This is a genomic window from Paraglaciecola sp. MB-3u-78, assembly GCF_002835935.1.
Classification (GTDB): Bacteria; Pseudomonadota; Gammaproteobacteria; order Enterobacterales; family Alteromonadaceae; genus Paraglaciecola.
Genome location: NZ_PJCF01000086.1, coordinates 153,581 through 167,749, shown reverse-complemented (window position 1 = coordinate 167,749; position 14,169 = coordinate 153,581). Strand labels below are relative to the sequence as shown.

The 14,169-nt window shown below is 40.6% G+C and carries 13 protein-coding genes; 6 read left to right on the top strand and 7 right to left on the bottom strand.

The window, feature by feature from the left end; all coding sequences use genetic code 11:
• Window positions 1–11: 11 nt before the first annotated feature.
• The 3 genes from arsH to CXF95_RS27090 are packed head-to-tail and all read right to left on the bottom strand — an operon-like array spanning window position 12 to window position 1,565.
• On the bottom strand, window positions 12–731 hold the full coding sequence (gene arsH / locus CXF95_RS27100; protein ID WP_101201526.1) for an arsenical resistance protein ArsH: 720 nt from the start codon (window positions 729–731) through the stop codon (window positions 12–14).
• Window positions 731–1,210 (bottom strand): arsenate reductase ArsC, encoded by a 480-nt coding sequence (locus tag CXF95_RS27095; RefSeq protein WP_101201525.1) that lies wholly within the window; start codon window positions 1,208–1,210, stop codon window positions 731–733. The genes arsH and CXF95_RS27095 overlap by 1 nt, the downstream gene beginning before the upstream one ends.
• Before the next feature lie 22 nt (window positions 1,211–1,232).
• Complete coding sequence (locus CXF95_RS27090; RefSeq protein WP_101201524.1) at window positions 1,233–1,565, bottom strand: metalloregulator ArsR/SmtB family transcription factor; 333 nt, start codon at window positions 1,563–1,565, stop codon at window positions 1,233–1,235.
• Window positions 1,566–1,715: 150 nt separating this feature from the next.
• On the opposite strand from CXF95_RS27090, the gene CXF95_RS27085 reads away from it, so the two are divergent.
• From CXF95_RS27085 to CXF95_RS27060, 6 genes are all read left to right on the top strand, one after another.
• Complete coding sequence (locus CXF95_RS27085) at window positions 1,716–2,228, top strand: M48 family metallopeptidase (protein ID WP_101201523.1); 513 nt, start codon at window positions 1,716–1,718, stop codon at window positions 2,226–2,228.
• Window positions 2,229–2,347: 119 nt separating this feature from the next.
• Window positions 2,348–2,746 (top strand): response regulator, encoded by a 399-nt coding sequence (locus tag CXF95_RS27080; protein ID WP_232788071.1) that lies wholly within the window; start codon window positions 2,348–2,350, stop codon window positions 2,744–2,746.
• A gap of 84 nt (window positions 2,747–2,830) precedes the next feature.
• The gene (locus CXF95_RS27075) at window positions 2,831–4,372 is read left to right on the top strand and encodes an ATP-binding protein (protein WP_101201521.1); all 1,542 of its coding nucleotides are present in this window, start codon (window positions 2,831–2,833) and stop codon (window positions 4,370–4,372) included.
• The gene (locus CXF95_RS27070) at window positions 4,369–4,797 is read left to right on the top strand and encodes a response regulator (protein ID WP_101201520.1); all 429 of its coding nucleotides are present in this window, start codon (window positions 4,369–4,371) and stop codon (window positions 4,795–4,797) included. The genes CXF95_RS27075 and CXF95_RS27070 overlap by 4 nt, the downstream gene beginning before the upstream one ends.
• 145 nt (window positions 4,798–4,942) lie before the next feature.
• Complete coding sequence (locus CXF95_RS27065; RefSeq protein WP_101201519.1) at window positions 4,943–5,311, top strand: YacL family protein; 369 nt, start codon at window positions 4,943–4,945, stop codon at window positions 5,309–5,311.
• A gap of 793 nt (window positions 5,312–6,104) precedes the next feature.
• Window positions 6,105–6,761, top strand: a complete 657-nt coding sequence (locus tag CXF95_RS27060) for an OmpW family outer membrane protein (RefSeq protein ID WP_101201518.1) — start codon at window positions 6,105–6,107, stop codon at window positions 6,759–6,761.
• A 77-nt stretch (window positions 6,762–6,838) separates the two neighbouring features.
• Here CXF95_RS27060 and gnd read toward each other — a convergent pair whose 3' ends face one another.
• From gnd to CXF95_RS27040, 4 genes are all read right to left on the bottom strand, one after another.
• Entirely contained in the window at window positions 6,839–8,293 is a 1,455-nt protein-coding gene (gene gnd / locus CXF95_RS27055) for a decarboxylating NADP(+)-dependent phosphogluconate dehydrogenase (RefSeq protein WP_101201517.1), read from the bottom strand.
• Window positions 8,294–8,566: 273 nt separating this feature from the next.
• Entirely contained in the window at window positions 8,567–10,981 is a 2,415-nt protein-coding gene (locus tag CXF95_RS27050; protein ID WP_101201516.1) for an ABC transporter permease, read from the bottom strand.
• 12 nt (window positions 10,982–10,993) lie between these two features.
• Window positions 10,994–13,420, bottom strand: coding sequence for an ABC transporter permease (locus tag CXF95_RS27045; protein WP_101201515.1), 2,427 nt, complete (start codon window positions 13,418–13,420; stop codon window positions 10,994–10,996).
• Window positions 13,417–14,121, bottom strand: coding sequence for an ABC transporter ATP-binding protein (locus CXF95_RS27040; RefSeq protein WP_101201514.1), 705 nt, complete (start codon window positions 14,119–14,121; stop codon window positions 13,417–13,419). The genes CXF95_RS27045 and CXF95_RS27040 overlap by 4 nt, the downstream gene beginning before the upstream one ends.
• Window positions 14,122–14,169: the final 48 nt, after the last annotated feature.

Below are 14,169 nucleotides of genomic sequence, written 5' to 3'. Positions count from 1 at the left end.
TTTATTAAACGCTAGATAACACGCTGATTAACGCGCTGACTCACTTGTTCTGCAGATTCGACTCGTTCCGAATAGCGGTCAACCAAATAATCGTTGTTGTCTCTGGTCAGCAATGTAAATTTTATTAGCTCTTCCAACACATCGACAATGCGATTGTAATAAGGGGACGCTTTCATTCTGTCGTTGTCGTCAAATTCCATAAATGCTTTGGCGACTGACGACTGATTAGGAATAGTCAACATACGCATCCAACGGCCTAAAATACGCATTTGATTCACCGCGTTAAATGACTGGGAACCACCAGAAACTTGCATAACAGCTAGGGTTTTTCCTTGAGTGGGTCTTACACCACCTATATTCAGCGGCACCCAATCAATCTGACTTTTTAGAATGCCTGTCATTGCGCCATGACGCTCAGGAGAACACCATACTTGACCCTCAGACCACATCATCAGTTCACGCAGCTCCACCACTTTTACATGAGTTGCTTCATCACCATCGGGTAAAGGTAAACCTGTAGGGTCAAAAATCCGTGTTTCGGCTCCCATGGCATCTAATAAGCGGGCCGACTCTTCTACCACCAATCGACTAAACGACCGTGTCCGTAATGAACCATACAGCAAAAGTATTTTGGGTTTATGTTCAGAGCTTGTTTTGACGAAATCTGTTGCTCTGGGAGAGTGAAATTCAGTGAAATCAAGATTAGGTATCAACCCATGAGAATCAGACATTACACTGCACCTAAATTAGCAAGTGCAGCTTTAAAAGCGACCTTGTCTTTTACATCAACGTCGAGATTAACCAGTTGTTCCACTCTTTGTTTGATTTGTTCGATAGTTGCTCTGAAAGCTTCGGCGATTTGTGCTTCAGACCCTTGTAACTTAGATGGGTCGGCTAAGCCCCAATGTACTTTAAGGCTTTTGCCAAACCAAGCGGGGCAAGTTTCACCGGCGGCAGAATCACATACAGTCACCACTAAATCAGGCGCAAACTGTTCAAAATCATCCCAAGATTGGCTACATAAGCCATCTGTTGAAATACCCGCTTCTTGCAAGTATTGAATCGACAATGGGTGCACTTCGCCTACAGGTTGACTACCCGCGCTTTTGGCGACTATTTTCCCAGCTTTGCCAACAGAAAATTGATTAGTGATAGCTTCCGACAAAATACTTCGGCAGCGATTATGGGTACAAATATATAAAATTTTCATTCAATAACATTCCAATAGAGAGTTAACAACAATGATCTAATTGCTTAACTGTTTCTAAATGAGTTAAACAATCTCTTAAGTATTGAATATTGTCTTTGGCGGTAAGCTTAAGCACCTCAAGTGACCAATTAGGCAAGGCTTGATTAAGTTGATAAAACACCCATTTACCCCGTCTTTGGTCAGACAGAATGCCACATTTACGGAGTTCAGCTAGATGTCTGGACACCTTAGGCTGACTTAACTGCAGAGCACTAATTAGATCACACACGCATAACTCACCTTTAAGGGTGATCAATAACAAACACTTCAGACGAGTGTCTTCAGATAAACATTTATAAAAAACGACGGGGATCATTAAGTAGTACTCCGCTCAATACATATGAAATATCATATATATGATATTTCATATGTCAATAGTTAACCTGAACTCAGGTTAATTAAACGAGCAGGCGACTATTTAACTTTTAAGATTTAAACTAAGTAAGTTATTCAGCTAGGAATCTTTATGTCAAATTCACTACCCTATCTCGCTCACTATGCAGCACATTTGCAAGATGACATTCAACATTTACTTTCGCAAAATAAACTGGGGGATTGGTTAAGAACACGTTACCCATACACACATGACATCGCCAACGATGGCGAACTCCGTGACTACGCTATATCTCTAAAAAATCAATTTATGAAGAAAACCCAACCACTAAGCAAAGTGATCTACGACAGTAAAATTCATATAGTCAACCACGCTTTAGGGCTACACAGCTATGTATCACGGGTTCAAGGTGGCAAGTTAAAGAGTAAAAACGAGCTTCGGGTCAGTACCTTATTCAAGCAAACTCCCGAGCCATTCTTAAAGATGATAGTAGTACATGAGCTCGCCCATTTAAAAGAAAAACAACACAACAAAGCATTCTATCAACTATGCCAGCATATGCTGCCTGAGTATCATCAAGTTGAATTTGAGGTAAGAGTATATTTAACTGAGCTAGAACGCTCGGGTGCAGTATTTGTTAAATAAAAGGCATAATTTAATGATACTTTAGTCTTGTGTATCGCTGTTATCTACAAACAAAAATGATTAATGTGGTATAAAGATTTACTGTACAAAAAAGACCACTTGTTATGCCGCAGCCAAGCGTGTTAATTATTGATGATAGTGAGATTGAACGGTACATTTTAAGCCATCAGCTTAAAAAAATTGGTGTGAGCGAAATCATGCAAGAAAGCGATGGTAAATTAGGGCTGGCATTTTTAAACGACTATTCACAAAACCAGCAGCAGTTTGGTGCTAATTTCCCCCCCAACATCATCATTCTTGACGTCAATATGCCCATCATGGGCGGATTTGAATTTTTACAAAAATTCGCTGAACTAAAAACGCAACTTGACTTAGGTATCTGTCAAATTTTGATGTATTCAGGGGCCGACGACCCCCAAGAAGAAGCACGTGCCTTAGCATATGACTTTGTAAAAGGTTTTCTCATCAAAGGTAAATCGACTATAGAAGAATTAAAAACGAAGATTGGAACCATGTAGGTCATAACTTACCGTCTCGGTTATCAAGGAGGTTTTGTATAACCCTAGTGAATATTTCAATTTAATTTTGTTTAGGAAACAATCATGTCATCAGGTAAAAAATTTCGAGTCCCAACAATAATAAAATACAACCTTTTGGATGCTGAAATAGACACCATGTTTAATGACATAGTTATGTTTGCAGCCAAAAGCTGCGACAAACTTTTCGCCATGGTCAATTTTATCGATGTTGATAAACTGTGGGTGTTCTCACAAGTTGGATTATTTCCTAACGAAATGGACCAAAAAAATGATTTTTGTAAACACACAGTCAATCAAACCGGTGTGTTAGAAATTTCTGACACCCTACTTAATGAGCGCACTAAACTAAATAAAGTTGTTAAAGAAACACCCAATATTCGGTATTACGCTGGCGTACCCCTCATCAATACCGAGGAGCAAATTTTGGGTACCTTGTGTGTATTTGACACTAAGCCAAACATGTTAAATAAACACCAAAAATCTATCTTAAAACTGTTGGCTAAAGATGTAGTATCTCAATTAGAACTTCGAAGAAAAAATTTCGAGTTATCTAAACTAACTGATCTTAATCAGTTGATTACAAAAAACAACCCAGATCTAGTATTTGCCAAAGACAGTGACTATAAAATATTACATGCAAATACGGCTTTTTTGTCTTTATTCCCAGAAAAAATGCGCGATAAGGTCATTGGTTCCTCCGCTTTAGAAAGATATAGCGATGCAGCAGCCGCAACTTTTATAGTGCAAGACAAGTTAGCTTTCGAGCAAGGCAAAGCCGAAACCATAGAAAAAATAACCTTTTCAAACGGCGAAATCCGTACTTTGTTTATCACCAAAACCCGTTTTGAAGATGACAAAGGTAAAGCCTATATATTCGGTATCGCTCGAGATGTCACCGAGCGAGAAGCGTTAATCGAAAAGTTAAAGAAGTCAAATAGCGACCTTGAGGAATTTGCCTATATTGCCTCCCATGATCTAAAAGCACCATTGAATGCTATTAAGCGTTTGGTGTCATGGATTGAGGAAGACGCCAGTGAAGTCTTGCAAGGAGAGAGCCTCGAACATTTTGGTATGATCAAGAACCGTATTGATCGCATGAATATGTTACTTAAAGACTTACTTGATTATTCAAGAGTCGGAAAAAACGATGGTTTACCACAAACGCTGAATTTACAAAAAACAGCAAAACACTGTTACCAGTTGTTAAACCTGCCTCAAGGTTTTAAAATTGACATAGATGACATAGACCTTGTATTACCCAAGGTACCATTAGAGTTGGTGCTTACAAACTTAATATCCAATGCAGTCAAACATCATTTTAAAAAATCTGGTCATATCAAAATACATTGCAAAAATTTAGCACATGATTATCAAATAAGTGTGACAGATGATGGACCAGGTATTGATCCTAGCTTACATGAAAAAATATTTATGAAATTTCAAACCCTTAAGCCAAGAGATGAAGTGGAAGGCAGTGGCTTAGGACTGGCAATAGTAGAAAAAGCATTAGCAAATTATTCAGCTAACATTGCAGTCAAATCAGATATTGGCAAAGGGGCAACGTTTACTGTCACATGGCCTAAACTGGAGGCAAGTCATAAATGAACAAACCGAACCCTAATGACGTCACCCTCTTTTTAATCGAAGATGATGATATTGATGCCATGAGCATCAAACGAGAGTTTAAAAGGCGCGAAATATCCAGCCCCATAGTACGCGCTAAAGACGGGGTAGAAGCACTGGAATTGCTCGCATCAGGTAAAATAAGTCATCCTTTTATCATATTGTTAGACTTGCAAATGCCACGTATGAACGGCTTAGAATTTTTGACTACATTGCGTGCTAATAGTGCTTACAAAAATAGTGTAGTCTTTGTTCTAAGCACCTCACAAGATGAGAGCGATATTTTCAACAGTTACGCGTCAAACGTTGCCGGCTATTTTATCAAAGACGAAGGAGGGGATGGTTTTATTAGCATTGTTGATATTATTGACGGTTACAGGAATGTTGTACATTTGCCATTAAGCTAAATCCCCTCATTATCTTAGTTGTCGATAAAATCAAATCACCGGTAAAGACTGATGACTTTGAATGGCTGAATGGGCATTTTATTAACAGTAGGCGACTGGATTAGCGTATAGTAGCAGATCACAATTCAATAACCTGTGACATCTAATGGACTATCAATTTTCCCATGATATTTTAGGGCAACCTGTAGCCACATGTGAGCTTGAGTGTGAAGCTTTTGGTGATTGGTTAAGTCATGAAATCGCTCAAGACTTTGGGCAAATAACATTGTTACTCAACACTATCCAGCAGCTTCAAACTAATCAACTTTCTAGTTACCAACACAATGGAAAGGAATATCATTTAGAGTTTGATAAAGATGAAGTTGAACTCATCTTAAATAACAATCATATTCAAGAAATGACATCCTCAGAAGAAGACGAAAGCCAAGAATTAAGTGATTTACATATCCAATCAGGCTGTGGCTTAGCCGATTTTCACACTTTACTGAAAGCTTGGCAAAAGTTTGTTAGCTAATACCAATCGTCATAATAAATGACTATGACTAGAGCATCCAGTCTAACGCACTACTTTGGTGATTTCATACTTACACTTCACAAATACCGTGCAACCATCCGCTATTTAATCCTTTGTAATAATATAACCAACTGTTTTTAAACAACAAAAAATACTGGTCTAATATCTGCTTTATTTATGCCAACGAGGGGGCTGTCTTCGAGAGGTAGGGACTAATCAAGGTTTATAGACAACCCTGATTGCCAAAAATAACAACCAATAGTTATCAAGGCAGAAGACAGACTGACTCAAAAGCAGAAGCGCCGTTCCATAATGATATGGGGCGGCGCTTGTTGTTTTTAATAGTGATTACTATTAAAGCTCACTTAGATTCATCACAACCCAGCCGTTGATAAAAATATTTCTAGGCCAGACAGCGGCGTAAATGACATTAGACTCGAACAACTCTGATATCTGCACCAAGCTCAATTCCAATGTATCTTTGCGATAGAAGTGTTTATGCAAGGCTCTGTCAGACTTCACATGTTTTGTCGGCGACAACCTTTAGACTGTGGCATATTACCGACTTTGAATACTAACCAACATACATAATCCTTTTTAAGTGGCTGAACCCACATATTCCCAAGCCATTTGCCAACCATCAATTACTTGCTTAAAAATCACGCAACAAACCTAAATTATAATTTTTTTGAGCAAACAGCCACAATACAAAGACAAACCTTGTTTTAGATCAGTCATGAGCTTGGTGAGTCATTTAAAATTGATTTATTCATTAATATACAGAGAGAAACATATGAAAAAATTGATTTTATCGGTCGCGATAGCAGGTACTTTATTAAGCACAATCAGTCCAGCTTTTGCCTATGAGCAAGGTGATTGGGTGGTACGCGTTGGTATGACTAATATTGCGCCAGATGACTCAAGCAACAATGTTAACGTAGCAGGAGCAGATTTAGGTGTAGGTGTGAATGTTGATAGCAATACCCAACTGGGTTTAAATTTTGTATATTTCTATAGCCCACAGTTGGCCATTGAGGTCTTGGCTGCTACACCATTTAGTCACGATATAGGCTTGGATACTGTAGGCCCATTAGGTAACACCAAACACTTACCTCCTACTGTTAGTGCTAACTATTATTTTTCAGAGCCCAGCGCTAAGTTTCAGCCTTATGTAGGGGCAGGTATTAACTACACCATATTCTTTGATGAAAAATTTACCAGTGCCAACACTGATGCTGGCTTTAGTAATCTAGACTTAGACAGCTCGTTTGGTTTAGCCGCTCAGGTGGGTTTTGATTATATGCTTGACGATAAATGGCTCATCAATGGGTCAGTTCGTTGGATAGACATAGACACCGAAGCCAGCTTTGACCTAAATGGTGCAGCGGGCAGCGTAGATGTCAGCATTGACCCCTTAATATATTCCATTACTGCCGGTTATCGTTTCTAATTTTGTAATAATCTAATCGACACAAAAAAGGCCGTAACTTGCGTTCAAGTACGGCCTTTTATTTATCTTAAAACAACTTAAGCGTTATAAGTAGACGACGAAGTATTGCCACCACGCCCTGTCCAGTTAGTGTGGAAAAACTCACCTCTTGGTTTATCTGTCCGCTCGTATGTGTGAGCACCAAAATAATCACGTTGCGCTTGTAACAAGTTAGCCGGCAAACGCGCGGTGCGATAACCGTCGAAGTAGTTAAGTGCAGCCGTTAAGCAAGGTGCAGGAACACCCGTTGTAATAGCATTCACTGCTACCCGTCTCCAGCCTTCTTGAGCACCTACTACTGTGTCTCTAAAGTAGTCATCTAATAACAGATTGTTTAACTCAGGATTTTTATCGTAGGCTTCTTTGATTTTACCTAAGAAAGCAGAACGGATAATACAACCTCCACGCCACATCAATGCGATGCCGCCGTAATTGAGGTTCCAGTTATATTCTTTGGCAGCTTCACGCATTAGGGTGTAACCCTGGGCGTAAGACACAATTTTAGCGGCCAGCACCGCTTGACGTAAGTCTTCAATAAAAGCGGCTTTATCACCATCGAAGGTTTTAGCTGGGCCCGTCATCACTTTAGACGCCTCAACTCGTTCATCTTTAAGTGCAGAGATACAACGAGCAAATACCGATTCAGCAATCAGGGTTAATGGCACACCTAAGTCTAGTGCCACTATACCAGTCCATTTACCTGTGCCTTTTTGGCCTGCAGTATCAAGAATTTTTTCGACTAGTGGACCACCGTCTTCGTCTTTAAAAGCTAAAATATCGCGAGTAATTTCCACTAAATAACTGTCTAATTCTGTGGTGTTCCACTCTTTAAACACTTCATGCATTTCATCGGCTGACATGCCAAGCACATCTTTCATAATTTGATAGGCTTCACACAACAACTGCATATCGCCGTACTCAATACCGTTGTGCACCATTTTAACAAAATGACCGGCGCCGTTTTCGCCTACGTAATCACAACAAGGAGAACCATCATCTACTTTAGCAGAGATATCTTGAAAAATAGGTTTAACGGCTTGCCATGCTTCAGCGGATCCACCAGGCATAATTGAAGGCCCTTTTAGCGCGCCTTCTTCACCACCAGATACACCGGCACCCACAAAGTTAATGCCTTTTTCAGCACAGTATTTCTCACGACGGATAGTGTCTGGAAAATGAGTATTACCACCATCAATAATGATATCGCCTTTGTCTAACAAAGGTAAAAGCTGGTCAATAGTGGCATCCACTGGTGCGCCTGATTTCACCATAATCATGATTTTACGAGGCTTGGCAAGTGATTGCACCAACTCTTCTACTGAATAAGCCCCGCGAATGCTTTCGCCCTTTGCTCGTCCATTAATAAAGTTTTCAACCTTATCTGTGGAGCGGTTATAAGCAGTAACGGTATAACCTTTACTTGCCATATTCAGAATGAGGTTTTCACCCATGACAGCAAGGCCGATTAAGCCAATATCAGATAGTGTTTTCATAAAATCCCAATGTTTATTTTAATTAAAAATGCTTGATTTGCCATTCAACGTTATACGTCAAACGCTTGAATACAGTCCGAAGGTGTAGGGCCAATTGAACCAAGCAATTTAAGGTGTTAGAACGTGTTGACTCTTATACTAACGACTAAAATGAAACTTAACACTTCATAAATGCATAAATAAATAATGCATTGGTATAAGAAATATTATTCAGCCCAATTTATTGCAACAAAACAATCGTTAAAATCGCCGGTTACACACTCAAAAACCTCGTTAATCACTACCACGCAATGAATGGATAACAGGTTGATTGATGTATTTTCGAAGCGGCCAATAACAGGCAAAAAGTGACAACAGAGTAATAGGTGCAACAGTCAGAACAAAAGCAAGAATTAGATTGCCACTTAGATAGGCGTTTAAACTATCGTTAACTCCTAAATACAACGCCAGCAAAACCAACACGCTAGTCAGCATCCCAAGTAAGATCATCGAAGCATTATCTTTTACAATCAGTTTGACCACATCCCTGCGTTTAGCACCTATTGCTAATCGGGTGCCTATTTCAAATCGCCGCATTTGGGTGCTGTAACTCAAAATCCCATACAGGCCTATTCCGGCCAGCAGAAAAGTGATAACCGCTAAGGCTCCGCTGGTAACGGCTGTGGTGTATTGTGCAAACAAACGTGCAACACGGCGGGAGTCTAATGTGGACAAGCTAAAAAGTTTTAGCTCACTGGACACTTGTAGTAAAACCCTCACTACTTGCTCGCGGGTGATAACTTGGCCGACTTTGGTTTTGACTAAAAACATATTTCTAGCGGGTGAGGCGGGAAAATAGAAACGTGGTTCAATACTGCTTTGTCCTGGTAACAATGTGCCTTTAACAACCCCCACAACAGTTGCACCATTATCAAATTTCAAACCAAGGGCGTTACCATCGTGCGCGAGCTGCTTAGCGAAAACGTCATTTATTATCATGACATTATTTTCATCTTTGATATCGGCTTCGCTGAAATAATTACCTGCCAATAACGGTTGCTTAATCAATTGGAAATAGGCGTGATCGACATCTTTAGCTCTCATTGAATAACGCTCTTCGCCGCCCAAGTGACTCAGTGCTAACGTAAAAAAGGGCATAGGTGCCATAGACTGACTTACGTCTTCTACCTGAGGCAATGCAGCTAATTTATTCCTAAGGTCAGTCACATTTGCCACTAATCCGGCCTGTTGGGATTCACTAACGGCAGGCAAAGAGATCACTAAGAAGGAAATATCCTTTGTTGCAAATCCTGAGGGCCGATTGATTGTGGTAACGGATTCATTGAACAATACAATATTGATAAATACTAACACTGTCACAATGGCGATTTGGCACAGCACTAAGCCCTGCCTGACTTTCTTAGATACTTGTATGCCGCCTCCTTTACTGCCGCTTTGCATAGATTGATTTAACGCACGGTAGTCAATCATACGCATGCTTAGATAAGCAAAAAATAACGCAAATACCAGCATCAAAATCAAGGCGCAGGCAAGGGTACTAAAATGCAAAGACAACTCGTCAATTCTGGGTAAATAATGATTTAAAAACAACTGCATGCCTTTGAATCCTATTGAAGCAATATACAAAGCAATAAACGTAGCTAACCCCACCAGTAATATAGATTCTGCTAACAAAGTTTTAAATAACTGCTTACGAGAGGCGCCTAATGCCGCGTAGATAGCGGTTTGTCGGCTACGCTCAACCGTACGTGACATAAACAAATTTGCGATATTGGTACAGGCAATCAGCACTAAACCAAACACACCGGCAATCAATAAATAGACTGTGTTCTGGCTCTTGCCCAGAATAACCGACTCCAAGGTGTGTAATTTTATGCCAATACTCCAACCGTTAAAAAATTGATGCCCAGCCACCTGTTGTTGCCAGTTATCACTCACTAATGTAGCAAGTTGTTGTGCAACCTGAGCGGGTGAATAACCTGACTTCAATTTACCCAGCACCATCAAACCACCATCATCGTTCCCCCATTTTTTGCGCTCACTTGGGCTAATAGAGTTGTAATCCCAAGGTAAAAATACTTGGGATTTAATACCCACACCATAGATTTGAGGCTCAATGAATTTTTCACTGAGCACCCCAATAATGCGATAACTCACCTCACCAAACTGTACTTTTTTTGACAAAATATCCGCATCGAGTGCGAATTCGTTTTTCCAGGTTTGGTAGCTCAATACTGCAACCGGATGGTAAGTATTAAGAGATTCTGTCTGCTCAAAGCCTCGCCCAATGGCCAACTCGGTTCCCAACAGTGAAAACCACTGGGGCGTAACAAAAGAAATGGGTAGGGTGGGATGAGACGGCTTAGAAACCAGCACATCCGCATCGTAATACATCAAGGTTAAATCACTAAAATTGGTCTGTTTGGCGTACAGGTGCATTAGATTAGGATAGGTAAAGGCCGTGCCGTCGACATCACCGTCTTTACCAATCAGGTTATGTTCAACTGTATATAGGCTGTCACTTGCTGGGTAAGGAAGGGGTGATAGCAATAATAAATATGCCAACGTCAGCACACATAAAAGTGCGCCCATAGTTAAGCTCATTGTCGTGACAACGGCTGCAACAAACCCAGGTTTACCTTTGAGACTTGCCCAAGCTTGTTTCAGTAAAGATACAGATTGATTCATCCTAATATCCTCCTAGTCACTACCACGCAACGAATGTATTGCAGGATGATTGATGTACCGGCGTAGCGGCCAATAACAGGCAAAAAGTGACAATAAGGCAATAGATAATATGGTTGACATAAATATGGGTAACAAATCAACACTCATATAAACCGACAATATTTCTTTGTAACCGATATAGACGCCCAACATTACTGCTATGCTTGAAGCCACGCCCAGCACAATCACCCACACATTGTCTTTAATAATCAAGCCCACCAAATCTTTGCGTTTGGCACCAATTGCCATTCGTGTACCCAACTCAAACCTGCGCATTTGTGTGCCGTAACTTAAGATGCCATACAGACCAACACTGGCTAAAAACAGCGTGATAATGGCCAGTGCCGAGGTAGTAGCTGCAGTAGTATATTGAGTGAATAGCCGCCTCTTTTTTTCGCTTTCTAATGTTTGCAAACTAAATAACGCATATAAACTACTCACTTCGTTAATAGCGGTGACTACTTGCTCCCGACTAACACTTTGCCCATCACGTAACTTAAGGGTCATTTGTGTATTGGCCAAACCTGCGGAGGTGTAAACGCGCATTGGCATGTCATATTGAGCGGGCATTTTTACTCCTTTCACAACACCGATAATGGTGTAAGGATCACTACCTCCAGGTGAAAGCTGTAAGCCTAGTGCACTGCCATTGGGATTCAGGCGTTTGGCAAATACATCGTTGACTATCATCACCCGATTTCCGTCTGAGATATCAGCTTCACTAAAATAATCCCCCTCAAGCAGCTCTTGGCCAATCATAGTGAAGTAGTTATGACTTGCAGTCGCACTCTCAGGCGTAAAATTTTCTCCTGAAGCCACAGCAGTCAATGCCCACAAACCAAAACCACTTAAAACAGAACCAGATTGGGAAATGCTTTCAACTTGGGGGAGTTCTAAAAGCTTTTTCTTGAGTTCGAGCATAGCGGCAGCGACTTCTTCTTCGGGTGGAAATTCTGGCGCTGAAACTGACAAACCCATTTGTGTCATATTATCCACACTGTATCCAGAAGGTTGTGTAATCGTGTCTACCGCTTCTTTAAACAGTGTGATGTTGGCAAAAACCAATACCGTTGCTATCGCCACTTGGCTCACAATTAATCCTTGTCTAAAACGCTTAGACACCTGTACACCTGTGCCTTTGCCACTGGCTTGCAGCATTGAATTAAGGGCACGGTAATTAATCATCTTACTACTCAGAAAAGCGAATAGCAGTGCGAAGGTTAGGGCTAGAATTATCGAGGTGATAACAGTCACAATATTTAACCCAAGTTCATTGATGCGGGGCAACTCAGAGGCTAAGTTTACTTGTAATAAAGAAAAGCCCAAAGACGCGATGACGAGTGCCACCAATATCGAAAGAAACATTAATAATCCTGACTCGGCCAATAAGCCACGGAATAAATGCGACTTTTTAGCACCCAGCGCAGCATAAATGGCTAACTGCCTTTGTTGTTCGGCCGTACGAGACATAAACAAATTAGCGATATTGGCAAAAGCAATTAATACTAAACCAAACACACCAGCCAACAATTTATACACGGTGTTTTGACTGTCACCTACGATAGCGGTTTGAAAAGACTCAAGCTTCATTTGGATTGACCAACCGCTAAAAAATGGAATAGAAGCCACATTTTCAACCCAAGTGTCGTTCACTAATGGTGTGATTATTTGCTCTGCTTGTGCTGCACTTAGGGTGTCTTTTAGTTTACCTACGAAGGTCAAAGCACCGCTGATATTGCCCCAACGTTCTTTAAATCGTACATCAAGGTTGTAATCCCAAGGAAACCACATTCCCACATTGAGTCCAGTCTGCCTGATTTGTGGCTCTACAAAATTTTCGCCCAAAACACCTATTACGCGATAACTCACACCACTGAAAGAGACTTTTTTATCAAGCATATCAGCGGCAGATGCGAATTCGTCTTGCCATGTTTTGTAACTAATAACCGCGACTGGATTAAAGGTATCCAATGCTTCAGTGGCTTCAAAAGCACGACCCATCTGCATTTTCGCACCTAATAGCTCAAACCACTCTGGTGTGGCATAACCGGTGCTTAGAGTGGGTTGGTTTGGCAAAGACGTGAGTACATCTTGGCCATATTGAATCAAGGCCGCATTCTCAAACACATCTTGATTTTTGTATAAATGAATCAGCCCTGGATAGGTAAATGCCGTGGCATTGGTCTCCCCAGTTTTATCGCCTATAGCATGTATTACCTTATATAAGGTTTCTTGTTCAGGATAAGGCAAAGGCTCAACAATCAATAAGTAACCTAATGTAAGAACGCACAGCAATGCCCCTAAGGTTGTACCCATAGTAGTCACTACTGTTGCCACAAAACCGACTTTTTTCTTGAGACTGGCCCACGCTTGTTTTTGTTGGTAAAGGAATTGGCTCATACCGCCTCCCGCAACTCTGGGGAAGTTAAAATTGAACCGTCTAATAATTTAAGCTGAATATTGGCCATATCAGCATAACGAGGGTCATGGGTTACCATACAAATAGTCGTGCCGCTGTCGTTAAGCTTTTCCAGTACATCCATCACTTGATCGCCACTTTTAGAGTCCAAGTTACCTGTAGGCTCATCCACCAGCAAAATAGCGGGATTGGCAACTAGAGCACGAGCGATGGCGATACGTTGTTGTTGCCCACCAGACAGTTGATTCGGCTTATGACTAGAGCGGTGACTCATATCGACTAATTCAAGGCATTCATGCACACGGTCTGAAATCTCTTTGTCACTGGGCACTTTTGTTTTGTAACGCAAGGGTAAAGCCACGTTATCGAAAACTGATAATTCATCAATCAAATTAAACGACTGAAAAATAAACCCAATTTTACTGTTACGGATTTCTGCTGCTTGATCCAGAGACAACTCGGTAACGTTTGTGCCTTCGATAAAATATTCGCCACTTGTGGGCATATCTAATAAACCTAAAATGGATAACAAAGTCGACTTACCGCAACCAGAAGGGCCTGAAATCGACACATAGTCCCCTGAATTTATGGTGATATCGATATTCTTTAAGGCGTGAGTTTCTAGCTCATCTGTTTCAAAAACCTTAGAGATGTTTTTCATTTGAATTTTAATATCGCTCATAAGTGTTTCCCTTTATTTATTTTTAAGTTATTGATCTTTATGTTATTC

Bases quoted from the DNA above. Each gene is read 5' to 3' on its own strand.
- CXF95_RS27050 (WP_101201516.1), bottom strand. From the start codon at position 10,981: ATGAATCAATCTGTATCTTTACTGAAACAAGCTTGGGCAAGTCTCAAA.
- CXF95_RS27060 (WP_101201518.1), top strand. From the start codon at position 6,105: ATGAAAAAATTGATTTTATCGGTCGCGATAGCAGGTACTTTATTAAGC.
- gnd (WP_101201517.1), bottom strand. From the start codon at position 8,293: ATGAAAACACTATCTGATATTGGCTTAATCGGCCTTGCTGTCATGGGT.
- CXF95_RS27040 (WP_101201514.1), bottom strand. From the start codon at position 14,121: ATGAGCGATATTAAAATTCAAATGAAAAACATCTCTAAGGTTTTTGAA.
- CXF95_RS27085 (WP_101201523.1), top strand. From the start codon at position 1,716: ATGTCAAATTCACTACCCTATCTCGCTCACTATGCAGCACATTTGCAA.
- arsH (WP_101201526.1), bottom strand. From the start codon at position 731: ATGTCTGATTCTCATGGGTTGATACCTAATCTTGATTTCACTGAATTT.
- CXF95_RS27045 (WP_101201515.1), bottom strand. From the start codon at position 13,420: ATGAGCCAATTCCTTTACCAACAAAAACAAGCGTGGGCCAGTCTCAAG.
- CXF95_RS27095 (WP_101201525.1), bottom strand. From the start codon at position 1,210: ATGAAAATTTTATATATTTGTACCCATAATCGCTGCCGAAGTATTTTG.
- CXF95_RS27070 (WP_101201520.1), top strand. From the start codon at position 4,369: ATGAACAAACCGAACCCTAATGACGTCACCCTCTTTTTAATCGAAGAT.
- CXF95_RS27090 (WP_101201524.1), bottom strand. From the start codon at position 1,565: ATGATCCCCGTCGTTTTTTATAAATGTTTATCTGAAGACACTCGTCTG.
- CXF95_RS27075 (WP_101201521.1), top strand. From the start codon at position 2,831: ATGTCATCAGGTAAAAAATTTCGAGTCCCAACAATAATAAAATACAAC.
- CXF95_RS27065 (WP_101201519.1), top strand. From the start codon at position 4,943: ATGGACTATCAATTTTCCCATGATATTTTAGGGCAACCTGTAGCCACA.